Annotated in this window: 15 protein-coding genes; 5 read left to right on the top strand and 10 right to left on the bottom strand. The window is 74.6% G+C overall.

Annotated features, from left to right (window positions below; all coding sequences use genetic code 11):
- Positions 1-104: 104 nt before the first annotated feature.
- The 10 genes from ACFY0P_RS38400 to ACFY0P_RS38355 all read right to left on the bottom strand — a co-directional run bounded on the left by ACFY0P_RS38400 (position 105) and on the right by ACFY0P_RS38355 (position 15,028).
- Positions 105-1,310, bottom strand: a complete 1,206-nt coding sequence (locus ACFY0P_RS38400; RefSeq protein ID WP_388924243.1) for an LD-carboxypeptidase — start codon at positions 1,308-1,310, stop codon at positions 105-107.
- The gene (locus ACFY0P_RS38395; RefSeq protein WP_388924240.1) at positions 1,307-2,563 is read right to left on the bottom strand and encodes a His/Gly/Thr/Pro-type tRNA ligase C-terminal domain-containing protein; all 1,257 of its coding nucleotides are present in this window, start codon (positions 2,561-2,563) and stop codon (positions 1,307-1,309) included. The genes ACFY0P_RS38400 and ACFY0P_RS38395 overlap by 4 nt, the downstream gene beginning before the upstream one ends.
- On the bottom strand, positions 2,560-5,415 hold the full coding sequence (locus tag ACFY0P_RS38390) for a molybdopterin-dependent oxidoreductase (RefSeq protein WP_388924237.1): 2,856 nt from the start codon (positions 5,413-5,415) through the stop codon (positions 2,560-2,562). Before ACFY0P_RS38390 ends, ACFY0P_RS38395 begins: the two co-directional genes overlap by 4 nt.
- Positions 5,412-6,341: an FAD binding domain-containing protein gene (locus ACFY0P_RS38385; protein ID WP_388924234.1), complete on the bottom strand. Its 930-nt coding sequence runs from the start codon at positions 6,339-6,341 to the stop codon at positions 5,412-5,414. The genes ACFY0P_RS38390 and ACFY0P_RS38385 overlap by 4 nt, the downstream gene beginning before the upstream one ends.
- Before the next feature lie 67 nt (positions 6,342-6,408).
- A complete protein-coding gene (locus tag ACFY0P_RS38380; protein ID WP_350790012.1) occupies positions 6,409-7,254 on the bottom strand; it encodes a class I SAM-dependent methyltransferase in 846 nt (281 codons plus the stop codon).
- Positions 7,255-7,313: 59 nt separating this feature from the next.
- Positions 7,314-8,330, bottom strand: coding sequence for an amino acid--tRNA ligase-related protein (locus ACFY0P_RS38375; RefSeq protein ID WP_388924231.1), 1,017 nt, complete (start codon positions 8,328-8,330; stop codon positions 7,314-7,316).
- Positions 8,331-8,594: 264 nt separating this feature from the next.
- On the bottom strand, positions 8,595-10,097 hold the full coding sequence (locus ACFY0P_RS38370) for a condensation domain-containing protein (RefSeq protein ID WP_388924228.1): 1,503 nt from the start codon (positions 10,095-10,097) through the stop codon (positions 8,595-8,597).
- Between the two features lie 9 nt (positions 10,098-10,106).
- Complete coding sequence (locus ACFY0P_RS38365; protein ID WP_388924225.1) at positions 10,107-11,501, bottom strand: MFS transporter; 1,395 nt, start codon at positions 11,499-11,501, stop codon at positions 10,107-10,109.
- Positions 11,498-13,117 (bottom strand): condensation domain-containing protein, encoded by a 1,620-nt coding sequence (locus ACFY0P_RS38360; protein WP_388924222.1) that lies wholly within the window; start codon positions 13,115-13,117, stop codon positions 11,498-11,500. The genes ACFY0P_RS38365 and ACFY0P_RS38360 overlap by 4 nt, the downstream gene beginning before the upstream one ends.
- A gap of 93 nt (positions 13,118-13,210) precedes the next feature.
- On the bottom strand, positions 13,211-15,028 hold the full coding sequence (locus ACFY0P_RS38355) for an asparagine synthetase B family protein (RefSeq protein WP_388924219.1): 1,818 nt from the start codon (positions 15,026-15,028) through the stop codon (positions 13,211-13,213).
- 673 nt (positions 15,029-15,701) lie between these two features.
- Here ACFY0P_RS38355 and ACFY0P_RS38350 point away from each other — a divergent pair.
- Genes ACFY0P_RS38350 through ACFY0P_RS38330 form a run of 5 tightly spaced genes read left to right on the top strand, consistent with a single transcriptional unit; the run spans position 15,702 to position 26,185 of the window.
- Positions 15,702-17,471: an AMP-binding protein gene (locus ACFY0P_RS38350; protein ID WP_388924216.1), complete on the top strand. Its 1,770-nt coding sequence runs from the start codon at positions 15,702-15,704 to the stop codon at positions 17,469-17,471.
- Positions 17,468-18,241, top strand: a complete 774-nt coding sequence (locus ACFY0P_RS38345; RefSeq protein ID WP_388924213.1) for a TylF/MycF family methyltransferase — start codon at positions 17,468-17,470, stop codon at positions 18,239-18,241. The genes ACFY0P_RS38350 and ACFY0P_RS38345 overlap by 4 nt, the downstream gene beginning before the upstream one ends.
- Entirely contained in the window at positions 18,238-22,659 is a 4,422-nt protein-coding gene (locus tag ACFY0P_RS38340) for a MupA/Atu3671 family FMN-dependent luciferase-like monooxygenase (protein ID WP_388924210.1), read from the top strand. Before ACFY0P_RS38345 ends, ACFY0P_RS38340 begins: the two co-directional genes overlap by 4 nt.
- Positions 22,656-25,445 carry a beta-ketoacyl synthase N-terminal-like domain-containing protein gene (locus tag ACFY0P_RS38335; RefSeq protein ID WP_388924207.1) on the top strand — a complete coding sequence of 930 codons (2,790 nt, stop codon included), beginning with the start codon at positions 22,656-22,658 and terminating at the stop codon, positions 25,443-25,445. Before ACFY0P_RS38340 ends, ACFY0P_RS38335 begins: the two co-directional genes overlap by 4 nt.
- Positions 25,439-26,185, top strand: a complete 747-nt coding sequence (locus ACFY0P_RS38330; protein ID WP_388924204.1) for a hypothetical protein — start codon at positions 25,439-25,441, stop codon at positions 26,183-26,185. The genes ACFY0P_RS38335 and ACFY0P_RS38330 overlap by 7 nt, the downstream gene beginning before the upstream one ends.
- The last annotated feature ends 60 nt before the right edge of the window (positions 26,186-26,245 follow it).

Genomic DNA, 26,245 nt, shown 5'->3' with positions numbered 1-26,245 from the left:
CGTACGCGGTGCTCGTGGGGCGGGCGGGCCGGATCAGCGGGCCGCGGTCACGGCCGGGGCCCCGCGCCCGGCCGGTACCGGCGGTGGACGCGGGGCCCCGGTGGTCACCCGGCGGGCCGCGGGCGCAGCAGACTCAACCGGGGTACGGCGGTGGGGTCCTGGCAGTCGAGGCGGGCCGTGCCGCCGACCGGGAGGGTGAGCATCGGGTCGGCGTGGCCCAGCGGGAGGCCCGCGGCCACGGGCAGGCCGTCCGGCAGGATCCGCAGCAGGGTCTCGTCGTGCCCGGCGAATCCGGAGGACGTCGGCCGCGGACCGCTGATCCGGCTCAGGACCACACCGGCCGCCCGGTCGAGGACACCGGCCAGGCGGAACTGCTCCAGGCGCGCCCAGAACTCGTCCGGGGCCATGCCGTCGGCCTCCAGGAACAGGATCGAGCCGGGGGCGGGTTCGGGCCACAGGGGGGTGCCGAGCAGCAGGCCGAGCACCAGGAGGGAGCCTCCCCACAGGGGCCCCTCGGCCGTACCGGTCCGCAGGGCGCGGGGCGGCTGGGCGCCGCTGTTGCCGTGGCGGCGGCGGTCGTCCTCACGGTCCCAGAAGAGGTTCTCGTCCGACCAGTCGCCCGCCGTCGGCACAGTCCGCTCGGTCCAGGGGTGCCGCGCGCCGAGCAACTGGTCGAACTCGGTCTCGGTGGCTTCCCAGGGGCCGTCCGCCTCGCCCCATTCGGAGACGACCATGGGGCCGTGGAAGGCGATCAGTCCGGACCGGTGGGGCACCAGGTTGACCAGGGAGGTCAGGTCGCTGTAGCCGACGATCGGCTTGCCCGCGCGGCCGATGCGGTCGAAGTCAAGGTGCGGGAGGACGGGGGTGAGCGTCCAGCCTCCGACGGCCGCGATCACGCCGTCGGTCTCCTCCAGGAGCGTGTGCAGCTCCTCGGCGAGCGCGGCGGGCGGCAGGGTGCCCGGGCCCTGTGCGGACCGGCAGGAGTCGCCGACGACGACGGCGTGTCCGCGTCGGCGCAGCGCGGCGAGGCCCCGGACGAAGCGGCGCGGGAAGAGGACCGGGGCCGGGGAACTCGGGGCCCACACGCCCAGCGTGGCGTTCGCGGGCAGCGCGGCGGGCCAGCGCGCCGGCGTGGCGCCGCCGGGCGCGGCCGGGGTCGTGTTCGGTTCGGTGGCCGTGTTCGGTTCGGTCGTCGCGCTCGGTTCGGTCGTCGTGCCCGGTTCGGTGGCCGTGCCCGGTTCGGTCGTCGTGCCCGGTTCGGTGGCCGTGCTGGGTTCAGCGGCCGTGCTCGGTTCGGTGGTTGTGGTCATGCGGTCGCTCCGATCTCCTCGTCGCGGCGGTCGGGGCCGGCGGTCCACTCCTCGTGGCCGCGCAGGGCCAGGTGGTCGAGGAGGCCGTCGACGGTCAGGGTTCGCTCCGGTTCACCCGTGCCGCGCGCGCCGCGCAGCCGGACGGTCCCGCTCCCGGCGGCGTCGCGGCCCACGACCACCCGCCAGGGCACGCCCACCGCGTCGGCGAAGCGCATCCGGCTGCCCATGGACGCGCCGTGCCGGTCGTCGAGGACGACGCTGACCTCGGCGTCGAGGAGGGTCCGGTAGACCCGCTCGGCCGCTTCCGTCGTGCCGGGGTCGCGGCCCTGGACGGTCACCGTGACGTCGAAGGGCCGCACCGCGGCGGGCAGGGCGATGCCCTCGGCGACGCGGTGCTGTTCCAGCAGGGCCAGCACGCAGCGCTGGACGCCGATGCCGTAGGTGCCCATCACCGGGGTCCGCAGCTGGTTGTCCTCGTCGCGGAAGCGGACGTCGAAGGCGGGGGTGTGGGTGTAGCCGTAGCCCATGGCGACTCCGCCCTGCGGGATGTCGTCCTCGGCGGTCCTGGGGCGCGCGGCGTCGCGGTGGTAGGGGATGGTACGGCTGCGGGGACGGTCGCCGCGGGCGTAGGGGAAGATGAACTCGAAGCCGCCGGTGGCCTCGTCGCGGACCAGTTCGGCGCGCAGCCGCAGGCGGTCCAGGACCGCGCGGACGGTGCGCTGGGCGTGCGCCGCGCTGGCGAGGTACGCGGTGTGGTCGGTGTCCAGGCTGGCGAACAGACAGCACTGGAACTGGCGGGAGTTGTAAATGCTCTGCGGCCGGTCGCGGAACCGGAAGATCTCCCGGAACTCGAACAGCCGCATGGGGAGCTGCCGGTGGGAGGCGAGGCCCGCCGAGCCGATCCAGCTCAGCAGGGGTTCCTCGCTGGTGGCGGCGAGGGTGTACTGCTCGAACGGGGCGCTGAAGCCGATCAGTTCGCCGCCGAACCGCTCCAGCCATCCGGCCGGCGCGAGGGTCTCGACGCGGTGGACGGCGGGTCCGCGGAACTCGGCGTACCCGGCGCGTTCCATCTCTCTGCGGACGACCTGCCGGATGTGGGTGACCAGGCGCTGGCCGATCGGGGCGAACCAGGGGAATCCGGCGTCGGTGAAGCGGGCCAGTCCGAGGTGGTACGCGAGGTCGGCCTCGGTGTCGTCGGGGTCGGGAAGAGGAGCGCCCAGCAGTTCGCTGTGCGGGATCCTGCTCAGTCTCATCGGTACTCCGGTACGGGCGTAGGGATCCGGTGGGCCGCCAGCAGGTCCAGGACGCGCCAGGGCGGCAGATGGCGCTCGGTGAGGCGGACGCCGAGGTGCGCGAGCGCGTCCTCCACGGCGCCCACCACGGCCGAGGGGGCCAGGACCGCGCCGCCCTCACCGAGGCCGCGGAAGGGCACGTCGCCGGTCCGCCGGGACTCCAGGTGGACGACGTCGATCGCCGGCGCGGTGCGGGTGGTGGGCAGCAGGTACTCGGTGAGGTCGCGGGAGAGCTGGGCGCCGTCGGGTCCGTACCCCGACCGTTCCTGGAGCACGGTGCCGATGCCCTGGACGGCGCCGCCGCGCAGTTGCCCGTCCGCGATCGCCGGGTTGATGATGCGTCCGCTGTCCGCGACGACGAGGTACCGGTCGACGGCGACCGTGCCCAGTTCGGGGTCCACCTCGACCCAGCAGCAGTGGGTGGCCTCCGCCCAGCCGGTCTCCTCGCTGTCGAAGACCTCGCTCACGTCGAGCCGCGCCCGTTCCCCTTCCGCGGCGACGCACGCGGCGGCCAGGCCGGCGACCGTGCCCACGGTGCGGCCGTCGCGTCGGTCGACGACCTTCCCGGCGACGACGTCCAGGTCCAGGGGGGAGTGTCCGGTGCGGCGCCCGACGGCCGTCAGAAGGTTGGCCCGCAGGGTGCGGGAGGCGCGCAGCACTCCCCCGCCCGCGAGGGCCGCCGCCCGGCTCGCGCCGGTCCCGGCCAGGCTGTAGGGCACGAGGTCGGTGTCGCCGTGCACGACGTCGACCGCGTCCAGCGGCAGGCCCAGGGTGGTCGCGGCGATCTGCCCGAGCGTGGTCACATGGCCCTGGCCGTGCGGGATCTGTCCGGTCCTGATCTGCGCGCGGCCGTCGGGGCCGAAGAGGACCCGGACGGGTTCGGGACCCATGTGGGCGCCCATCGCCTCGTGCAGACTCCACGGGCCGGGCGCGGGTTCCAGCAGGGTCGCGAGGCCCAGTCCGAGCAGCCGTCCCTCCGCGCGGGCCGCCGCCTGCCGCGTGCGGAACTCCGCGACGGCGGCCTCGTGCCGGGCCCGCCGCAGGGTCGAACCGAGTGCGGGGACGTCGGTGAGCCGGGCGCCGGAGATCATGCGCGGATCGGGGCCGTCCACCGGCGCGAGGTGCCGCAGCCGGTAGTCGGCGGGTTCTTCGCCCACCGCGCGGGCGATCAGGTCCATGGTGCGTTCGGCGGCGAACGTCGCCATCTCCCAGGGGCCGCGGTAGGCGACGTACGGGGTGCGGTTGGTCAGGGTGAGGCGGCCGGTGAACTCGTAGGCGGGCACGCGGTAGGCGTTCGGGATCAGGCAGCCGACGATGGCGACGAAGACGGCGCTGGCGACCGGGGGCACGGGGTAGGCGCCCTGGTCGACGACGAGATCGGCGCGCAGGGCGAGCAGTTCGCCGTCGGCCCCCAGGGCCGCCTCGACGTCGATCTCCTCGCCCCGGGCCTGTCCGGCGGCGATCAGGTGTTCGCGGCGGTCCTCGATCCAGCGGACGGGGCGGCCCAGGTGACGGCTCGCCCAGCACACGGCGATGTCCTCGCGGAACACCCCGCCCTTGATGCCGAAGGAACCGCCCATGTTCGCAGGGACACGGACCCTGACCAGGTCGAGGTCCAGGCCGAGGACGTCGGACAGGTACTGCCGGTGGGAGGTCGGCGATTGGGACGCCACGTCGTAGGTGAGCCGGCCGCTGCCGGGGTCGTAGGAGGCGAGGCCGCCCCGGGGTTCGAGGGGCGCGTTCTGCACCCGCTCCTGGCTCAGCCGGTGGCGCACCACGCGGGCGGCCCGCGCGAAGGCGCCGGTCACGTCGCCGTGGACGCGGTGCTCGGTGTAGAGGTCGTTGCCGGCCAGGTCGGGGAAGAGGGGCTGGTGCGCGCCGTCGGCGCCGGCTCGGGCGTCCAGGACGGGCGGCAGGTCGTCGTAGCCGACGACGACGAGCGAGGCGGCGTGCTCCACCTCCGCCTGGCCGGTGGCGACGACCAGGGCGACGGGGTCGCCCTCGAAGCGGACGCGGTCCTCGGCGAGCGGGGTGAAGCCGGGGGCGGTGTAGCCCTCCAGGGGGCAGGCGATGGTGATCGGGTTGAGGCTGCCGCGCAGGTCGGCGGCGGTGAGGACGGCGACCGTCCCGGGCGCGGTACGGGCCGCCTCGATGTCGAGACCGGTGATGCGGGCGTGCGGGCGCGTGCTGCGGACGAAGCGCGCGTGCAGGATGCCCGGACGGTCGAGGTCGGCGATGAAGCGGGCGCGGCCGTCGAGGACGGTGCGGTCCTCGGCGCGCAGGGCGCTGCTGCCGATGGCGGGGTCGGTGGCCGCGGCGGGAACGGACGGCGTGGGCGCGCCGCCCGGCGGAGCGGGTGTCCAGGTGCGGGCCGCGGTGAGGGTGGCGCGGACGATGCTCTCGTAGCCGGTGCACCGGCACAGGTTGCCCGCGAGCCGGTGCCGGACCTGTTCCTCGGTGGGGTCGGGGTGCTCGGTGAGCAGGGCGTGGATCTCCATGAGGAATCCGGCGGCGCAGAATCCGCACTGGAAGGCGTGTTCGGCCCAGAGCACCTCGCGCAGGTGCCGCATCAGCGGGTCCCCCGGGTCCTCGGCGGTGCGGACGGGCAGCCCCTCGGCCTGCGCGGCGAGGACCGTACAGGCGCGGGCCGTACGGCCGTCGAGGAGCACCGTGCAGGAGCCGCAGACGCCGTCCTCGCAGCCGAGCCGGACGGATTTGCGTCCGAGGCAGTCGCGCAGGTGGTCGGCGAGGGTCCCGCACCGGTGCGGCGCGCCCGGGGGTGGTTCGGGGGCGGTGCCGGGTGTGCAGGTCATGGTGTCTCCCGCGTCGGTACGGGCGGTGCGTCGTGGCCGGAGCCGCTCGGTACGGGTGGTGCGCCCGCGCCGGGACGGCGTGCCTTGGTGATCGCCTGGGTCAGCACGCGGTCCGCGAGGACCCGTGCGGCGTGCCGGCAGTACGCGGCGGGAGGTCCGGTGGGAGGTCCCTGCCGCTGCGGCTGTCCCGGACCGGTGGGCACGGTCTCCGCGGCGGCGGCGCCGGCGTCCCGGAGCCGGTGGGTGACGTCCACCGCGGTGGGCGGGGAGACCCGGGTGCCGACGGTGACTTCGGCCCGCAGCACGGTACCGTCCGGTGCGGTGTCGACGACCGCGGCGACCGAGGCGACCGGCCGGCCGCCGATCGGATGGGCGACCTGGCCGAACGCGTGGCCGCTGCCCGGCCCGCGCAGGGGCAGCTCGACGGCGGTGAGGATCTCGTCGTGCCGCAGACCCGGGCCGGCGAAGAGGGACCGCAGAGCGGCCGTGCGTGCGCCGCCGGGACCGCTGACGAGGAGGCGCGCGTCGAGGGCGTACGCGGCGACGACGAGCTGGGCGGGGTGGGCCGCGTGGGCGAGGGTGCCCCCGAAGGTGCCGCGGTGCCGGACGGACGCGTGCCCCGTGCGGGCCGCGGCCTCGGAGACCAGCGGGGCGGCGGCACCGATGCGGGCGTGGGTGGCGAGGGTGTGCTGGCGGGTCATGGCGCCGATCCGCAGGAAGCCGTCGTGCTCGCCGACCCCGGTCAGCTCCCCCAGGTCGCGGAGGTCCACCAGCAGGCGGGGCGTACGGTCCCGGGACGCCAGCAGCGGGACGAGGCTCTGGCCGCCCGCCAGCGGCAGGGCCTGGCCCGGCGGGGCGTCGGCCAGGCGGGACACCGCCTCAGCAAGGCGCCGGGGCGCCACGTGGGCGATCGGGGGGAGCTTCACGGACGACGACGCCTTCTCTCGGGACGGGGCCCGCACCGGAGCCCGGGGGATCCGGTGCGGGGCGGGGTCAGGGCCGCGGGAGGACCGGGCTGGAGTCGAACAGCTCCGGCTCGCCGAGCTCGTCCGCCTCGCAGCGCACCAGGAGCTCCGTGTAGCCCATCTGCGCGAGGTTGTCGCGGAAGAGCCGCATGTAGACGGCGTACTGCTCGGCCAGCACCTCCCGGGCCTCGGCGCTCAGCTCGTCGAGGTGCGGACGGGCGAGGATGTCCTGGATGAAGGACTCGACGACCTCGTCGGAGATCCAGTCGAAGGTGTACTGCTCGCGGGAGAACGGGATGCGGCCGTCACCGAGGAAGAAGTCCAGCCAGTAGGACTCCTCCAGGGGCTCCACCGTGACCTGGATGGCGGCGGTGACGTCGGCGAGCAGCTGCTCGGAGGGCTGCTTGACGTAGTACATCGGGATGGCGGCGATGAACCCGCCCGGCTTGACCACCCGGGAGTACTCGGCGAGCGCCTTGGCGCGGTCCGGGATGAGGGAGGTGACGTTGCCGCAGAAGACCAGGTCGAAGGTGTCGTCGGGGTAGCCGGTCGCGGTGGCGTCGTTGACCTCGAAGGTGATCAGGTGGTCCACGCCGAGGCTCTCGGCGCGGCGCCTGGCCTCGGCGATGCTGCGCTCGTTGATGTCGATGGCGGTGACCCGGCAGCCCACCAGACGGGCCAGCTCGATGGCCGTGATGCCGGTGCTGGTGCCGATCTCCAGGACGTGGCTGTCCTTGTCGAGGTGGGCTCCGACGGCCAGGTGGGAGATGGTCTTCACGCCGCCGGGCGGGCGGTTGGTCTCGCGCACGACGGAGATCAGCTCGTTGTAGTTCATCGCGCGGATCTGCTGGGCGGTCAGGTCGCCGAGGTTCATGAGGTGCTCCTTGTGAGAGGGGTGGGAGATGTCCGGGCCGAGAGGTGGAGCCGGAGGGGTCAGGGGGTGGCGGGGAGGCCGTTGGCGCGCTCCAGGAGCTGCAGGTCGCGTACGTCGGAATGGCGCAGGACCCACATGAAGAAGCGCTCCACGCCCATGCCGAAGCCGCTGGTGTGCAGGGGCTTCTCCTGCTTCATCCGCAGGTACCAGTCGTAGTCGTCGGGCGAGACGCCGTGTGCGGCGAGCGCGCCGAGGGCGTGGGCGGCGTCGGTGTGCCGTTCGCCGCAGCCGACGACCTCGCCGGGCCCGATGAGCAGGTCGGCGTTGAGGGCCTTGGCGCCGGTGGCGTCGGTGGCCTGGTAGAAGGGGACGGAGAGGTGGTCGAAGTGGGTGAGCCACACGGCGGGACCGTGCAGTTCCATGAGCCGGCGCTCCCCCGCCCTGGTGACGGTGCGCCACTGGTCGTGGAACTCGAAGTACTCCGGGTCGCCGTCGAGGGCGGTCACGGCCTCGTCGAAGGTGATCCGGGCGGTCGGCTTGGCGAGGAAGTCGGTGAGGTGCTCGACGCCGCCGGCGATCCGGGCGACGGGGCCCTCCAGCTCTCGCAGGACCGCCTCCGTGAGGTGGCGCAGGTAGGCGTCGGCCACCGCGATCACGTCGTCGAGGCCGCCGGGGATCTCGGCCTCGCTGTGGAAGAACTGGCTGAGGTGGGTGGCGTCGGTCTCCTCGCCGCGGAAGCTCGGCATGAGGTAGTAGCAGCCCTGGTCGGCGATGCGGCAGCCGTACTCCAGGAGGAACTGCATGGAGTCGGCGAGGTAGGTGGGGACGCCGAAGAGGTCCACCTGGACCGGCAGCGAGTCGCTGCCCAGGCCCATCGGCGAGGAGATGGAGGAGGTGGTGACGGGGAGGTGGAGCGCCTTGACCTGCCGGGCCCGCCAGAACGCGGCGGTCTCGTAGTTCACCAGGTCCTGGAGGTCGACCAGGGAGGTGTACAGCGGGTCGTCCAGGATCCGCAGGAAGCGCGGCAGGGCCTCGGTGAGCGGCCCCTGCGGCGGGCGTGAATCGACTTTCGACATACCGTGGACCTCCAGTTTTTCGCGCACGCCCGTCAGGGACGGGATCGGGGAAGGGGGGCCGTCGGCCACCGGGCGGTCGGTCCTCGCTCCGGCGGCCGTTCGACTGATCGCAGCCTGGCACCCGGCGATTCCCGTTCCGTTGCCGTTCGTTCCGTGGCCGCCGCCGGGTGCACGGGACGCAGGGAAAGCGATGGGTACGGCGTGGGGCGCGGCCCTCCCGCACCGGGCCACCGGGAGCGCACCACGTGGGCTCCTGATCCCGGCTCACCCCAGGGCGGCGAGCCAGGTCTCCACGAGGGAACGGTCCAGGAGGCGCTTGCGGAAAACGCCGCTGCAGCGGAGTTCGTCGCCGGTGTCCGAGATCCACAGGCTGAGGTCGAACATGGCGTCGGACAGCGTCGGGACGCTCAACTGCCCGCGCACGCCTTCCAGTTCCAGGCGCATGACGGGGTTCCCCGAGATGAAGACCGACCGGCGCTGGTAGGCGAACTCCCCGTTCCCGGCGCCGCCGTTGCCCACCGCGTCCCGGATCACGTCGAAGGGGACTCCCTGGTGCCGCAGGGTCCACAGCACGCTCTCGCGGACCGCTTCGGCCATGGCGGTCAGGTCGGCGGACCGCGGTTCCCGCACCGTGACAGGCAGGACGCTGACGAAGTTGCCGAGCACGTCCCGGGCGGCGGGCACGAAGCGTCCGGGCAGCGGGGAGAAGAAGGAGAGACCGTGGCCCAGCACGCTGGGGCGCATCGCGTGCAGCAGCTTGGCGGTGGTCAGCATGAAGCTGGACACCGACAGTTCGGCGGCCTGCCGGACGTGTCGGTCGTAGGCGGCGCCGGTGAGGACGGTGGCGGCCTGCTCGCCCTCCCGGGTGCACTCCGTCCAGGACAGGGGCCGGGCCAGCACCATGTCGGGGATGCCGTCGGGCAGTCGTCGGCGCCACGCGTCGCAGAGTTCGTCGCGGGCCGCGCCGGCCAGGGCACGGCGTTCGGCGGCGGCGACCCGGGCCAGCGAGGCACGGGGCCGGGCGCGGTCGGTTCCGGTCGTGTCACCGTCGCGGTACGCGGCGGACAGGTCGTCGAGGAAGCGGGCGTAGGAGATCCCGTCACAGACCGTGTGATCGGCCGTGACGACCAGGACGCAGCCCTCCCCGCCCCGGTGCCGCACCAGGGTCACCCGCAGCAGGCGCCCGTCGCGCAGGTCGAAGGGCCTGGTCATCTCGGCGTCCGCGAGACGGCGGGCGGTCTCCCGGGTGGACTCCCAGTCGGCGGCGACCGGCTCGACGACGTCCACCCGCGGACGCCAGGCCGCCTCGCGGTACTGGGGTCCGTGGTCGGGGTCGACCCGGTAACGGTGCGCGAGCGCGGGATTGAGGACCACGGCACGCGCCAGCGCCCCCTCCAGGCGGGACACGTCGATGTCGGCGCCGGGGAACGCGAAGAGGAAGCAGGTCAGGTTCTCCGACGGCAGGGAACCGTCGTCACGGAGCTGGTGACGCAGGCCGATGCTCATCCGGTGCGGGACGCCGCGCCAGAGGCCGGGCGAGGCGTCGGCGGGGGCGTCGGCCGGGACTTCGGTGAGGGCTTCGGCGGAGGCGTCGGTCGGGACTTCGCCAAGCACTTCGGCCGGGACTTCGGCGAAGGCTCCGGGCGGGACTTCGCCAAGCGCTTCGGCCGGGACTTCGGCGAAGGCTCCGGGCGGGACTTCGCCAAGCGCTTCGGCCGGGACTTCGGTGAGGGCTTCGGCCGGGACTTCGGCGGGTCGGGCGGTCAACGGAACTCCTCAGGAATCGCGGGGCTGCGCGGGCGGTACGCCGTCACGGGCCGCGAGCGCCGTCCGGCCCGGCGCCTGCCGGGGAAGCGGTGGCCCGGGGTTCGCGAGCGGGTCGGCGCCGGCGTGGTCGGGCGCCGGGCCCGGAGCACGCGTGTGCGGTCCCGCACCGGTGGAACGGCGGTCCGCGGCGAAACCCGCGAGGTGCAGGAACGCCGCCGTCACCTGGGCCAGGGCCAGCACGACGAAGAGCGTTCGGGTTCCCTCCGCCCGGATCGTCGTGCCGCTGACAAGCAGTCCGCAGGTGCCCCCGGCCAGGGCGACGGCCGTGGCCACGGTGAGCGCCTCGGGCCGGACGGCGCCCGGCAGGCGGAGCGCGCGCACCGCGGCGACCGGCGCGCTGGAGACGCCGTTGAAGAGGCCGGCGAGGACCAGGCAGCCGAACACCGCGGTGATCCCGAGCGGCAGCGGCAGGACCAGGAAGCAGAGCGCGAGGAGCACCCGGCCGCCGACCGCGAGCACCGGTGCGGACAGGCGCCGCAGCAGGGGGCCCACCAGCAGGGTTCCGGTGAGGGCGGCGGCGCCGAAGGCACCGGACAGCGCTCCGGCGACCGTGGGCCCGCGTTCGCCGAACTCCAGGGCGACGACCGGCAGGGCCGCGAACAGGCCCTGCCAGGCGAACTCGGAACAGACGAGGGCGAGCGACCAGGTGGCGGTGAGGGGATCGGCGAGCAGCGCGCGTAAGCCCGCCGTGCCCAGCCGCGAGGGAGGGGGCGGCGACGGGACGGCCGGGGGGAGGAAGCGGCGGAGCACCAGCAGTGACAGGGCGAAGCTGGCGGCGTCGGCGAGGATCACGGGGACCGGGCCGAACAGGGCGACGAGGACGCCGGCGAGGGGCGGTCCGAGCGTCATGCTGAGCCGCATGGCGCCCTGGAGGGCGGCGGTGGCCCGGCTCAGGAGTGTCCCGTCCTCGCCGACGACGTCCGAGAGCGTGGCCTGCTGAGCTGCGGAGTAGGGCGCCATCACGGCGCCGAAGACGAACATCGCCGCGGCGGTCAGAGGCACCGCGAGGGTTCCCGCCGAGGCCAGGAGCGGGACGAGCCCGATCAGTACCCCGCGGCAGGCGTCGCCCAGGAGCATCACGCGGCGGGGTCCCGCGCGACCGGTCCAGGAGGCGCCCAGGGTGCCGATCAGGGTGGTCCCGGCCATCTGAGCGGCCATCACCACGCCCAGGGCACCGGCCGATCCGGTCCGGGTGAGCATCAGCCACGGCACGGCGACGACGGTCAGCGAGCTGCCGAGCATCGACACGCACTCCGCGGCGAGCACGGCCCGCAGCGCCGGCTGGCGCCACAGGCCGGTGCCGCGGGCGGCGCTGGTGCCGGGGGCGGTGCCGGTGTCGCTCACGGGCGCGGTCCGACGACGTGTTCGGTGAACTCCGCCAGGCGCGGCAGGCTGAACAGGACGCTCAGGTCCACCTCGCGGCCGAACCGGCGGGAGACCTCGATGATCAGGCTCTCGGCGAGGAGCGAGTGGCCGCCCAGTTCGAAGAAGCTGTCCTGGGGCCGGACGTCGTCGATGCCGAGGACGTCCTGCCACAGTCCGATCATGGTGGCGAGGGCGTCGTCGTCGGTGTGTGCGGGGTCCGCCGGGCCGGTGCCGGACACGGCACCGGAGGCCGGGTTCGAGAGGATCTCGGCCACAGGGGTGTCGGGGTCGTCGGCGACGGTCCAGAGGATGTCCTGGTAGTCGGTGGCCAGGGCCTTGAGCAGGGGCTCTCCCAGGGCTCCGGCGGGGTCCTTCCACAGCACATGGGTGCCGGCGCTGTCCTCGCGGACCATGACGGCCAGGGTGAAGCCGGCGGTGCTCTCGATGTCTCGAAGGCTGAGCACCGCGTGGGAGCCGGGCGCCTCCAGCCGCAGGTCCATGACGTCCAGGCCGCCGCGCAGGCCCGCGTTCCAGTACTGGAAGATGCTGCGGTGGGTCAGTTCGCGGGCCTGCGGGCCCACCAGTCCGGCGCTGCGCATGATCGTCGGCAGCGGCAGGTCGCCGTGGGCAAGGGCGCTCTTGACCCGTCCGCGGAGCCGGTGCATCACATCGGTGTAGGTGTCGGTCGCGCTCACGCGGGCGCGTACCGGAAGCAGGTTGACGAAATAGCCGACCTGCTGCCGGGTCTCCTCCAGGGTACGGCCGTGGAAGGGCAGGAAGGACAGGACGTCCGAGGTACCGGTGTGCCGGCGCAGCAGGGCGTAGTAGCCCGCCATCAGGGTGGTGACGTAGGAGACGCCGGAGGTCTCGGCGCGGTGGCGCAGTCCGGAGACCAGGTCGTCGGGCAGGACGTCGCTGAGCATGGTGGGGCGGGGCGGGTCGGCGGGGGTGGCCGGGAGGGTGAGGGGGGTGATCCCGGTGCCCAACTCGGCGGCCCAGTAGGCCCGGTGGCCTTCGCCGTCGGTGTCCCCCGCGAGCCGGACCGAGCGCAGGGCGTGCGCCTGGAGGGCGCGGGGGTCGTCGGGCACGTCGACCGGCTCCCCTGCGTACGCCTGGCGCAGGGCCTCCAGCAGGAGCAGCACGGACGCGCCGTCGGCCACGATGTGGTGGAGCGTCAGCAGCAGGACCTTCCAGTCGGGGCCGGTGAGGAGCTGGACCCGGGCCAGCGGGCCGGTGCGCAGGTCGAACGGGGTCTGCCAGGCAAGGCGTACGGCCTCGTCGCGGGCGAGGTGCGAGGTGATCTCGGTGACGGGGATCGGCGGGGCGTCGCCCCAGTCCAGCCGGTGGCTGCCGGGGCTGCCCGTCACACGGCCCCTGAGCTGCGGGAACGCCGCGCCCAGGCAGTCGACCGCGTGGCGTAGCCGGCCGGGATCGAGGTCGCCGTCGACGGCGAGCGGGACGGGGATGATGTTGGTCCACTGCCGTGGATCGATCTGCCAGGCCACCTTCATGGCCTCCTGCCCCACGGAAAGGGGCACGCTGTGCGGGGTGGCGCACGGGGCCGTGAGGGGGGTGGTGTTCGGGGTGGTGGTCATCGAAAGTCGTCTCCCGGGTTCCACGCGTGGTGGTGTCGTGATGAGGGGCGCCGGACGCGTGGGGCGTCCTCGCCCGCGAAGGGGGCGGCCGGGTCAGATCCGCAGCCGTACCTGGTGGCGGCGCAGCCAGGCGTCGAGTTGGAGGAGCATCTCCACGTCCGCGCGCCCGAACCACCCGCCCCGGTCGAGGAGTCGGGGGTCGTCGGCCACCCGGGCGGCGGCGCCGAGGTCCGTGACGGCGTGCACGGGTGCCGACGGGTCGTCGAGCAGGTCGCGCAGGCGGCGGGTGACGAAGGCCTTGTACCGGTCGTCGTAGAGGGCGGGGAAGGTGGACTTCCGGCGTTCCAGGACGGAGGGCGGCACGAGGTCGCGGGCCAGGTCGCGCAGAATGCTCTTGGTGCGTCCGCCGGTGAACTTCATCGCGACCGGGACGTTGTACATGAACGTGTAGAGCGCGTGGTCGGCGAACGGGAACCGCATCTGGACCCCGGCGGCGGCGCCGAGGCGTTCGGTGTGCAGCATCGTCTGTTCCAGCAGCCGGGTGACGGTCAGGTGGTCGATCTGCCGTACGGTGCGGCGGCCCGGTGAGTCGTCCGGGAGGACGGGGACGCGATCGAGCGCGGTGCGGAACACACGTTCCAGGTATCCGTCGACGTCGAGGACGCGCAGCAGGTCGGGGTGGAACAGGCCGGTGCCGATGCCGTGGGCGACGCCGAACCGACGGGCCTGTTCCAGCCAGGGGAAGGTGGTCAGTTCGGGCACGCCGTCGAGGTCGCCGTAGAGGCCGCCGAACATGGTGTCGGCGGCCTCGCCGGAGAGCCCGACGGCGCAGTGCGCGGCGAGGGACCGGCTGAGCAGGTACGGGGTGACGTTCTTGTCGCCCCAGGGGGTGGGGTAGTCCTTCGCGGCGAGCACCTCGTCGCGGGTCGTGGGGTCGAGGACCTGGTCGATGTCGACGACGACGTCCTCGTGGTCGCAGTCCCAGAAGCGGACGACGTCCTCGATGAAGGGGCGGTCGGGGATGCGGGAGGTGGTGCGGGCGAAGGACACGGTGCCCGTGACCGGCCGGCGCCCGGTCCCGGTGGCGACCAGTCCGGCGAGCACGCTGGAGTCCAGCCCGCCGGAGAGGAGCACGGCCGTGTCGTCGTCCTCGATGTCCGCGGCGACCGAGGCCCGCAGCAGCCGGTCGGCCTCCTTGGCGGTGGCGTCCGCGTCGAGGACGTGTTCGTGGGCCTCCAGGGACCAGTAGGCGCGGGCGCGGATCGCGCCGTCCGGGGTGAAGCGGAGCACGGTGGCGGGCGGGACCTCGTTGACGCCGCTCAGGGCGCCGCGGCCGTCCTCGCGCATCAGGGTGAGCAGGGCGCACAGGGCGTCGGCGTCGGCTTCGGGGGTGACCATGGGGTGCGCGGTCACGACGGCGACATCGGAGGCGAAGACCACGCCGCCGGGCGTGCGGATCCAGCTCAGGGGACGGACGCCGAACCGGTCCCGGCCCAGCACGAGGTCACCGGACCGGGTGTCCCAGACGGCGAACGAGCAGAGTCCTTCGAGCCGTTCGGCCAGTCCCGTGCCCCAGCGCAGGTAGGCACGCGCGATCACCTCCGAGGCGGAGGGCGGGTGCGGACCGGGGCGGCGGCCGGCGCCGAGCGCGTCCCACAGGGCCGCGGCGTTGCGCAGATGGCCGTCGCACACGGCGACGGCGACGGTCCGGCCGTCCTCGCGGACGGTGGCCGGGGCGGCGGGCCCGCGCCGGACGGGGTCGCCGCGCTGGACGAGCGCGGCACGCGGCTCGCTCCAGGTGCCGCCGTCGTGCGGGGCGCGGACCCGCAGGCCGGTGAGCATCCCGGTCACCTCAGCGTCCGCGCGTGTCAGATCACGCTGTCCGTCGGTCCATCCCGCGATGCCCGCCACCCGGTCCCACCTCGCCCACGGCCGTCTGCTGCGCGCCACGCGATGCCCCCGGACCCGCTGGCCCGGACCGGCTGGTCCGCGTCGCCTTGACGCCGTCACGCTAGGTGGGGGCGGTACCGGGCGACCCTCCGTCGGGATTCCACCGGAGGGCTCCGCCGAGCGGGCCCCGGAACGCGCAGGGCACGGTGCGGGAACGCCGCCGCTCGACGCCGCGCCCGGTCCCCCGCCCCCACGCCCGGCGGTCGCCGCGGCGCCGGCCCGCGATCCCCAGGCGGCCGGAGTCACCCCGGCCCGCGGTCCCCAGGCGGCCGGAGTCACCCCGGCCCGCGGCCTCCGCGCAATCCCCATCACATCGGCCCACGGCCTCCGGGCAGCCCCCATCACATCGGCCCACGGCCTCCGGGCAATCACCGCCGCTGCTCCCCCGCAACCCCTGGCCAGTCGCTCCCCCCGCACTTCCTTTCAACAGCCCGGCGCCCCGGCACCGTTCGCCTCCCTGCGCCGCCGCCACCCCGCGCAGGCGGGCATGGCCGGAAGCGGCCGGACACCGGGCCGGAACCCGCTCGGCCCGGAACCCGGAACACCGCTCTGGTGCACTGCTGGCGCAGCGGGGGTCCTGGCCCCGCCGGGCTCCGGCAGCGGCCCGAGGTGTCCTGTCCTGGAGGAGACGCAGGTGAAATCACGCGTTCTTGAGCTGGTGGAGGAGCGGGCACGGTCCCGTCCCGAGGCCCCCGCGGTGGAGTGGGCGGACGGCGTCCTGACCCGCGGTGCGCTGTGGGAGCGGGCGGGACGGCTGGCCGCCCGCATGACGTCGCGGGGGCTGCGGCCCGGCGAGGTCGTGGTCGTCGGCACGGGCCGCACCGCGGAGCTGCTCGTCGCGGTCCTGGCGACGCTGCGGGCGGGCGGCGCGTTCTGTGTCGTGGACCCCGGCTACCCCCCGTCCCGGATCCGGCGGATCCACCGCGACAGCGGGGCCCGGTTCGTGGTGGCCCCGGGTCTTGAACTGCGTCCCGGACGCCCCGGCCCGCCCCTGGAGGGGCTGGCGTACGTGGTGTTCACCTCCGGCTCGACGGGACGGCCGAAGGCGGTGGGGATGCCCCACCGGGCCGTCGACGCGCTGATCGACTGGACCCTGGCGAGCACCTCGCGCAGGCCGCTGCGCACCCTTCAGTTCGCCCCGCTGGGCTTCGACGTGTTCGTGCAGGAGGTGTTCACGGCGCTGTGCAGCGGCGGGGTACTGCGGCTGCCCACCGAGGAGGAACGCCGGGACCTGGTGCGGCTGGCGGAACTGCTGGAGGTGTGGCGGATCGAGCGGCTGTTCGTGCCGCCGGTCGTGCTGGACCGGCTCGCCGCGCTCGCGCCGTACACCGGTACGGTCCCGAGCTCACTGCGGCAGGTGGCGGTGGCGGGCGAGGCACTCCGGATCACGCCCGGGCTCAGGCGCTTCTTCGAGGAGCTGCCCGGATGCCGGGTGCACCACCACTACGGTCCGTCGGAGACCCATGTGGCCGTCGCACACACCTTGACGGGCCCGCCCGCGTCCTGGCCGGACCTGCCGCCGATCGGCACCCCGCTGCCGGGATTCGGGGCGCGGATCGTCGACGGGGAGCTGTGGCTGACCGGGCCGGGTGTGGGTTACGGCTACCTCAACGACCCTGCGGAGACGGCACGCCGCTTCGTCCCCGCCGACGACACGGCGCGGAACGCCGACGACACGGCGCGGAACGCCGACGACACGGCGCGGACCGCGGACGACTCGGCGCGGACCACGGACGGAGGCCGGACCGCGGACGGAGGCCGGACCGCGGACGGAGGCCGGACCGCCACCGCCTACCGCACCGGCGACCTCGTCGCACGGGATCCGGACGGACTGCTGCGCTTCCTCGGGCGGGTCGACCACCAGGTCAAGATCCGCGGCCATCTGGTCGACCCGGCGGAGGTGGAGGCGGTCCTCGGCGGCCTGCCCGGAGTGCGCGAGTGCGCGGTGACGGCCGAACAGGTCGCCGGGGAGACACAGTTGGCGGCTCATGTCGCCGGGGACACGGCGGGACTGCGGGCCCGGCTCGCCGCGATGCTTCCCGCCCATCTGGTGCCCGCGCGGATCCAGGCCGTGGACCGGCTCCCGCTCACCGCGCACGGGAAGGTCGACCGCGCGCGGCTGCCCGCCCCGGCCGGCCCCGGCGCGGCGGGCGGCCCGCCGACCGGGACCGTGGAGCGGGACGTCGCGTCGGTGTGGTCGGCGGTCCTGGGCCACACGGACATCGGACGGGACCAGCCGTTCCAGTCGCTGGGCGGCACCTCCCTGTCGGCCGCGCTGGTCCTGGCCAGGCTGCGCACCCGCTACCCGGCCCGGATCGACCTGCACAGCTTCCTGGCCGCGCCCACCGTGCGCGAGCTGGCCCGACGACTGACCGAGACGCCCGACCCGGTGGGGGACGCATGAGCTCACGGACGCTGGACCTGTATCTGGAGCTCATGAAGGAGGTGCTGTCCAACACCATCTACGAGGATCCGCCGATCCCCGCGGGCTGGGCGCCCTCCACCGTCTACGAACCGCTCAACCGCAGACTGGGCGTCGACTGGCCCAGCCAGGCCCACACGATGATCGGCCGACGGCGGCTGGACAACCTCCAGTTCTGCGTGGAGCGGGTGCTGGCGGACGGCGTGCCGGGCGACCTGATCGAGACGGGCGTCTGGCGAGGCGGCGCGTGCATCCTCATGCGGGCGGTGCTGCGCGCCCACGGCGTGACGGACCGCCGGGTGTGGGTCGCCGACTCCTTCCAGGGCATGCCGCTGCCCGACGCCGACACCCACCCGGCCGACCGCGCGCTGGCCGCGCACACCCACAACGACGTCATCGCCGTGGACCTGGACACCGTGCGGGGGAACTTCGAACGGTACGGCCTGCTCGACGACCAGGTCGTCTTCCTGCCGGGCTGGTTCCACGAGACGCTCCCCGCCGCGCCGATCGGGAAGCTGGCGGTGCTCCGGCTCGACAGCGACCTGTACACCTCCACGGTCGAGACCCTCGACCTCCTCCACCCGAAGGTGTCCCCGGGCGGATTCGTGATCGTCGACGACTACCACATCCCGGCCTGCCGTGCCGCCGTGCACGACTGGCGCGAGCGCCACGGGGTGACCGAGGAGATCGAGGACATCGACGGACTGGGTGCCTTCTGGCGCCTGACGCCCCCGGAAGGAACCACCTTGTGAACGCAACGCTCCCCGCCGTGCGCGCCCTCGTCGCCGAGGTGTTCGGGCTGCCGGTGGACACCGTCGACCCGGACCGGCCACTGATCGCTCTGGGGGCGGACTCGCTGGTGCTGCTCGCCCTGACCCGGAAGGTCCACGACCGGTTCGGGGTGCGGCTGCCGGTCCGCGCGCTCTTCGAGGACGAGCTGTCCGTCCGCTCGGTGACCGCCCGGCTCGCCCCGGACACGGACGTCTCCGGCAGCTCGCCGGCCGCCGGGTCCGTCGACTTCAGCCTGTACTTCTTCGGCGACTACCCGCACGGGGACGGACCCGCGCGGTACGAGGCGCTGCTGGCCGCCGCCGAGTTCGGCGACCGCAACGGCTTCCACTCCCTGTGGGTGCCCGAGCGTCACTTCCACTCCTTCGGCGGGCTGTTCCCGAACCCGGCGGTACTGGCCGCCGCGCTCGCGGTGCGCACCCGTTCCATCCGGCTGCACGCGGGCTCGGTGGTGCTGCCCCTGCACCATCCCGTCCGGGTGGCCGAGGAGTGGGCGATGGTCGACAACCTCTCCGGCGGGCGGGCCGGGCTGTGCGTGGCGTCCGGCTGGCATTCCGGCGACTTCGTCCTGGCGCCCGAGCACTTCGAGGACCGGCGCGAGCTGATGTACGAACGCCTGGACGCCGTGCGCCGGCTGTGGTCGGGCACGCCGCACACCGGTGTCTCCGGCGACGGCGACACCGTGGAGGTGACCCTCTTCCCGGCGCCCGTGCAGTCACGGCCGCCGCTGTCCGTGGCCGTCCTGTCCAGCCCCGCGAGCTGGGAACGGGCGGCGCGCGAGGACGTGGGCGTGGTGACCAACCTGATGCAGCAGGACGTCGACGACCTGGCGCGCAACATCGCGCTGTACCGGAGCACGCGCGCCCGGTGCGGGCTGGACCCGCGGGCAGGCCGGGTCACCGTCCTCGTCCACACCTATCTGCGCGGCGACGCCGAGCGGGCACGGCAGGAGGCATACGGGCCGTTCCGCGCCTATCTGATGTCCTCGCTCTCCCTGTTCGACAACGCGGTGCGCAGCCTCGGGGTCGAGGTGGACCTCGCCCGGACCCCGGCCGACGACGTCGAGTTCCTGCTGGAACGCGCCTACGACCGCTACTGCGCGACCCGCGCCCTCATCGGCTCCCCGCACGGTGTGCGGCCGGTGCTGGACGCCCTGGTGCGGGCGGGCGTGGACGAGGTGGGCGCGTTCGTGGACTTCGGCCTTCCGGCCGCGGACATGCTGGCGGGTCTCCCCCACCTGGCCGCGCTCAAGGACGAACCGTCGCCAGCCGTCGTACCTGACGAGCCGTCCCCGGCCGCCGCCACGGACGAACCCTCCCCGGCCGCCGCCACGGACGAACCGTCCCCGGCCGTGGCCGCGCCCGCCTCCCCGCAGCAGCGGCGGATGTGGCTGATGGACCGGATGGACCCGGGACGGGCCGTCCACAACGAGCCCAAGGCCGTGGAGCTGGAGGGTCCGCTCGACCGGGACGCGCTGCTCGACGCGCTCCGCGCGGTGGTGGACCGCCAGGAGGCGCTGCGTACCGCTTTCCGGGAGGAGGACGGTGTCCTGCGGCAGATCGTCGGGCCGTCGTTCACCCCGGACTGTCCCGTCACCGATCTCACCGGGCGCACGCGCGAGGAGGCGGTGGCCGCGCTGCACGCGGCGCACGGTTCGGCACCCTTCGATCTGACGACCGGTCCGCTGTGGCGGGTGGCCCTGGGCGTGCTCGGTCCTGACCGCCATCTGCTGTATCTGGTGGCGCACCACAGCGTCTTCGACGCGCAGTCGACCATGGTCTTCCTCCGCGATCTCGCGGCGTGCCATCGGGGCGAGGCGGCTCTGCTGCCCCCGCTCTCCCCGGCACCGGTTGCGGACACGCCACCGGCCGGCGACGGTCTGGAGTTCTGGAAGAGGCTGCTGGACGGTGCCCCGGTGCTGCGGCTGCCCCTCGACCGGCCGCGCGGTGTCTCGCGCCCCGCGCTCGGCGCGACCCTCACGCACGAGTTCGACGGCGCGCTCGCCCGGCGCGTCCGCGCCTTCGGCCGCTCGGTCGGCGCCACGGCGTTCACCACGCTGCTGAGCGCGGTCGCCTCCGTGCTCGGCCGATTCGGCGACACCGACGACGTCGTGCTGGGCACCTCGGTCTCCCACCGCCCGTCGGGCGCCGAGGACCGGATCGGGATGTACGTGGAGACCCTGGCCCTGCGTCTGGACCTGTCGGGCGCCCCGTCCTTCGCCGGTCTCGTACGGCGGGTGCGCGGCGCGGTCATGGACGCGCTGGAGCACCGGGACGTGCCCCTCGACGCCGTGGTGGAGGCGGTCAACCCGGAGCGGGTCCCGGGTGCCAACCCGCTGTTCGACGTGCTGGTGGAGTACGAGCAGGCGGCCGACGCGGACCTGGGCGGCGGGGGTCTGTCCGCCCGGCTTCTGCAAGTGCCGCGCGCGCAGGCGCCGTTCGCCCTGACCTTCTACTTCACGGCGCGCCCGGACGGCCTGGGGTGCACGGTGGAGTACGACGAGCGGCTCTTCGACGCGGAGACCGTCGCCCGGCTGCTGCGCTACACCGAGGATCTGCTCGGACGGGGACTCGCAGACTCGGCGGGCGCCCTGTCCGCGCTGACCGGACTGACCGAGGCGGACGCGCGGTTCGTGGCGTCCCACGACGGGTCCGGGGACGCGGACCCCGAGCGGGCCGAGGACGGTTCCTCGGCCCTGGCCGTCGGGGCCGACGAACCGGCTTGTCTGCACGAACTGTTCGAGCGGGCGGCGTCCGCCACGCCCGACGCGATCGCGCTGTCGGGCCCGCACGGCACGACCCGGTACGGCGAGCTGGACGCCGCCGCCAACCGCCTCGCCCACCGCCTGATCGGCGAAGGGGTGTCCCCCGGCAGCACGGTGGCCGTCCTCCTGCCCCGGGGAGCCGGACTGATCACCGCCGTGCTGGCGGTCCTCAAGTGCGGGGCGGCGTACGTCCCCATCGATCCGGCGCTGCCCGAGGCGCGGCGCACCGCCATGGCGCGCGACAGCGGGGCCGTGCTCGTCCTGACCGACCCGCAGGCGGATCCCGGCCTCCCGGCGACCTCGCCGGGCCTGCGCACCAGCCCCGGCTCGACGGCCTACCTGATCTTCACCTCGGGGACCACGGGCGGTGCCCGGGCGGTCGCGGTGCCGCACCGGGGTCCGGTCGCGCTGGTGCGCTGGCAGTCGCAGGCGCATCCCGCGCTGCGCACGCTCCAGTGGACCTCCCCCGGCTTCGACGTCAGCGTGCAGGAGATCTTCGGGACGCTCGCCGTCGGGGCCGAACTGGTCCTCCTGGACGACGCCGACCGCCTCGACCCGGCGACCGTGGGCGAGATCGTGCGGCGTCACGAGGTGGAACGCCTCTGCCTGCCCGGCACACCGCTGGCGGCACTCCTGCGAGGCGCCGGGCCGATGCCCTCGCTGCGGGAGATCTTCTGCGCGGGTGAACCCCTGCGCATGCTGCCCCCGCTCAGCGGGTTCCTGGCGGCCCAGCCGCAGACACGTCTGTTCAACCAGTACGGTCCGACCGAGACCTCGATCATCGTCACCGAGCACCTGGTGACCCCGGACGACGGGCCGAGTCCGCCGATCGGACGCCCCGTCACCGGCGTGCTGCTGCGCGTCGAGGACCGCGACGGCCGTCCGGTCCCACCCGGGGTGCCCGGAGAGCTGCTGGTCGGCGGGGAGCAGGTGACCGACGGCTATCCGGGCGACGAGGCCCTCACCGCGCGCCGCTTCGTGGACGACGGGACCCGGCGCTGGTTCCGTACCGGGGATGTCGTCCGCTGGAACCGCGACGGGACCCTCGACCATCTCGGCCGTACCGACGACCAGGTCAAGATCCGCGGGTTCCGGGTCGAGCCGGGCGAGGCGGAGGCGGCGCTCAACGCGCTGCCCCAGGTCGCCGGGGCGGCGGTGCTCGCGGAGCACGAGCCGGAACCGCGGCTCGTCGCGCACGTGGTGCTGCGGGAGCCGCTGGAGGACTGGGTGTCCGTCCTGCGGGCTGGGCTGGCGGAATCGCTGCCCGGTCATCTCGTCCCGGCGGCCTGGTTCGCCGTGGACCGGCTCCCGGTGGGCGCCAACGGGAAGCTGGACCGGGACCTGCTGCGGAGTTCGGGCGTCGCCGAGACGCTGCCGGCCGGCGGTCCGCCCGCCACGTCCGAGGAGGAACGGGTGCACCGGCTGTGGTGCCTGGAACTGGGGGCGGAGAGCCTTTCCGCGGAGGTGTCCTTCTTCCAGGTGGGCGGCAACTCCCTGAACGCCGTGCGGATGCTGGAGCGGATCCGCACCGAGACGGGCGACCGGGTGCCGATGGCCGAGTTCCTGAGAGCGCCGACGATCCGCGCCCTCGCCCGGCGTTTCGAGGGTGTGCGATGACCGGCACCGAGAACCGCGGCGACGCGTTGAGCGCCGCCAAGGCGCACCGCGGCGCGACACACGACACCGACGAGCAGAGCGCCGCGAAGAACGGCACCGAGGAGCGCGTCGCCGCGGCCCTCTCCGGTCTGCTCGGCGGCGGCCCGGTCGACCGGAACGTCCCCTTCCGCGTGCTGGGCCTGACCTCTCTCCTCGGCACCCGGCTGCGGGTGCGCCTGGAGAGGGAGTTCGGCCGGCCCGTGCCCGCCGCCGCACTGACCGAGCACTACACGGTGACCGCCCTGGCCCGGCATCTCGACGGCACCGGCCGGACCGAGCCGCGGCCCCCCGCCCGGATCGGCGCGCCGACGGCCGTGGATCGGCGGGTGGCCGTCATCGGCATGGCCGCCCGCTTCCCCGGCGCGCCGGACATCGACGCGTTCTGGCGGAACCTGCGAGCCGGGGTCTGCTCGGTCGGTGAGCCGCTGTCCGACGTGGATTCTTTCGACGCCGCGTTCTTCGGAGTGAGTCCGCGCGAGGCGGAACGGACGGATCCGGCGCACCGGTTGCTCCTGGAGACCTGCTATCACGCGTTGGAGGACGGCGGCTGCCCGGACCCGGACGACGGGACCCGGATCGGCGTCTTCGCGGGGTCCGGCATGAACCTCTACGGTCCGCAGCCTCCGTACTTCCTGCGGGCCGACGCCACCGGCGACCCCCTTGACGCGGTCGCGGAACTCATCGGCGGCCAGGGGGACTTCCTGGCCACCCGGGTCGCCTACCACCTCGGTCTCACCGGCCCGGCGGTGACCGTGCAGAGCGCCTGCTCCACCTCGCTGGTCGCGGTGCACCTGGCGGTCCAGGCCCTGTTGACGGGCGACGCGGACCTGGCGCTCGCGGGTGCCGCGGCCGTCCGTCGCACGCCCGTGCCCGACGGGCCGCCGGACCCGGAGTACATCCTGTCCCCCAGCGGGGTCGTGCGCGCCTTCGACGCAGCCGCGGACGGCACCGTGGGCGGGGACGGCGTCGCCGCGGTCCTCCTCAAGCCGCTGGAGCGGGCGCTGGCCGACGGCGACACCGTGCACGCGGTGATCCTGGGGTCGGCGGTCACCAACGACGGACGGGCCAAAGCGGGTTTCACGGCCCCGTCCGTCGGCGGGCACGCGGCGGCGGCCCGGCACGCCCTGGCGCGCGCCGGCGCCGAGCCGCACACCATCGGCTATCTGGAGGCCCATGGCACCGGTACCGCCGTCGGCGACCCGATCGAGTTCCGGGCCCTCACCGAGGCGCTGACCGCCGGGCCGGGTCCCACCGGACGTACCGGCCTCGGCTCGGTCAAGCCGTCGGTCGGGCACCTCGACACGTGCGCGGGCATGGCCGGTCTGATCAAGACCGTGCTGATGCTGCGCCACGGCGAACTGGTGCCCACGGTGAACACGACCGTCCCCGATCCCCGGCTGGCGTGGGCCGACAGCCCGTTCTTCCCCGTCACCGAACAGGCACCGTGGCCGCCCGGGCCGGGACCGCGCCGGGCGGGCGTCAGCTCCCTGGGGTTCGGCGGCACCAACGCGCACGTCGTCCTGGAGCAACCGCCCACCCCGGCCGTCGCGGGCGCCTCGGGGCGGGAGGTGCTCGTGCCGCTCGCCGCACCGGACCAGGCGTCGCTGCGGCGCCGGGCCGAGCAGCTCCGCGACTGGCTGCGCGGGCACGACGACGTCCCGGCGGGCGACGTGGCCAGGCGGCTGCACGCCGGGCCGCCCCGCTCGGCCGCGCGTCTGGCGGTGTCGGGGCGGACGTCCCGCGAGGTGGCCGACGCCCTGGACGCCGCGCTCGCCGCACCGCGGCGGGACGAACCGCAGCACAGCGAGGGTCCGGTCGCGTTCGGTCCGGCGGCGTTCGCGTTCCGCGGCCAGGGCGCCGGTGCGGTGGACTTCGAAGCCCTCCGGGACGAGCCGGTCTTCCGGTCCGTCGTGGAACCGTTCGGCGAGGTCCTGGACCGGCCCCAGGCGGCCCAGGTCGTGTTCCAGGTCGCGCTCGCCGGGCTGTGGGAGTCCGCCGGGGTACGGCCCGGTTCCGTCGTCGGGCACAGCCTCGGCGAGCTGGCGGCACTGTGCACGGCGGGTGCCCTCCCGCTCGCCGAGGCGGTCCGGTTCGCGCTGGTGCGTGAGGAGTTGACCCGGTCCACCGCAACCGGGCGGATGCTGGCGATCAGTGCTCCCGTGGCCGTGGCGCTCGACGCGGCGGCGGCGACAGGGGCGGACCTCGCGGCCCACAACGCGCCCACCTCGCACACCCTGTCAGGCCCGGACGCCCTGATGGACCGGGCGGAGTCCTGGCTCGACCGGCACCGGGTGCCCCACCGGCGGCTGCCGATGACGACCGCGTACCACTCCCACCTCATGGAACCGGTCCTGGACCGGCTGGCCGAGCACGCCCGGGACCTCGACTGGCACCCGTTGCGCGTGCCGTGGGCCTCCGCGGCCGACGAAAAGTGCCTGCCCGCGGGGACGGTCCCCGAGGCGGACTGTCTGGTGCGTCAGGTCCGGTACCCGGTGCTCTTCGACCCCGCGCTGCGGACCCTGCGCGCCGCCGGCACCCGGGACTTCGTGGAGATCGCGCCGACGCCCGTGCTGCGCGACTTCGGCCGCCGGGTGCTGCCCGACAGCGCCTGGTACCTCTGGGGACCCTCCGGGCTCGCCGCGCTGTACCGGCGCGGCGCACCGCTCGACTGGGCCGCGCTGAACGGCCCCGGCCCACGGGCCCCGCTGCCCGGCCACCCCTTCGCCCGCCGGAGGTTCCCGTGGTGAGCCCCGCGGGCTTTGGGCATGACGGGCCCCTGCTGGTGCTCGACTACCCGGGGGAGCGTCCGGAGGCCCGGGTGTCCGAGCTGGGCCTGCCCGGACCGCGCGACCTGCTCGCCGTACCGCCGCCGCCCCTCCCGCCCGGCCGGTACCTGGCCGCGCTGTCCGCCGGGAGGCCATCGGGATCGGCCGGAGCGGTGCTGGCCTACTGCGCTTCGGCTCCGCTGGCCGCCGTGCTCGCCGCCGGAGCCGGGCGCGGAGGCCGTGCGGCGCCGCTGGTGCTCTTCGACGCCGAACCCGTGACCGCCGCGACCGTCCTGGCCGCCTACGGCGCCACCCTGGCCCAGCTCGGTGTCCGGCCGGAGCCCGGGGAGGTGCGGCACCTGGCCGCGCAGGTCCCGGATCCCGGGGCCTTCCTCACCGCGGCGCGGGCCCGGCTGTCGGACCACGTCGGCGCGGCCCTGCGCGCCGACGGGGCCGCCACCGGGGAGGTCGACGACCTCACCTCGACCGTCACGGACTCCGCACTGCGGTGGCTCGCCCATCTGCTGGCCGCCCACCACGCACCGCCGCCCGACCGCACGGGCCCGACCCTGCGGATCCTGTCGGCGCACACGCCCGGCGACGGCCTGCGGGTCATGTGCGACCGCACGGACCTGCTCCGCGATCCGCGCACGGCCGAAGCCGTCGTCTCCTTCCTGACCGCGCACGGTGCCCTCACCGGCCACGAACGGGCCCCGGCGTAGTCCCGCACCCGCACGGGCACCGCACACGACCTTCTCGCTCGACTTCCCCAGCGGAGACCA

This window comes from Streptomyces sp. NPDC001714, from assembly GCF_042892755.1.
In the GTDB taxonomy this organism is placed as follows: domain Bacteria; phylum Actinomycetota; class Actinomycetes; order Streptomycetales; family Streptomycetaceae; genus Streptomyces.
Note: the sequence above shows the minus strand (reverse complement) of the source record. Positions and strands in the feature narration are given on the sequence as shown.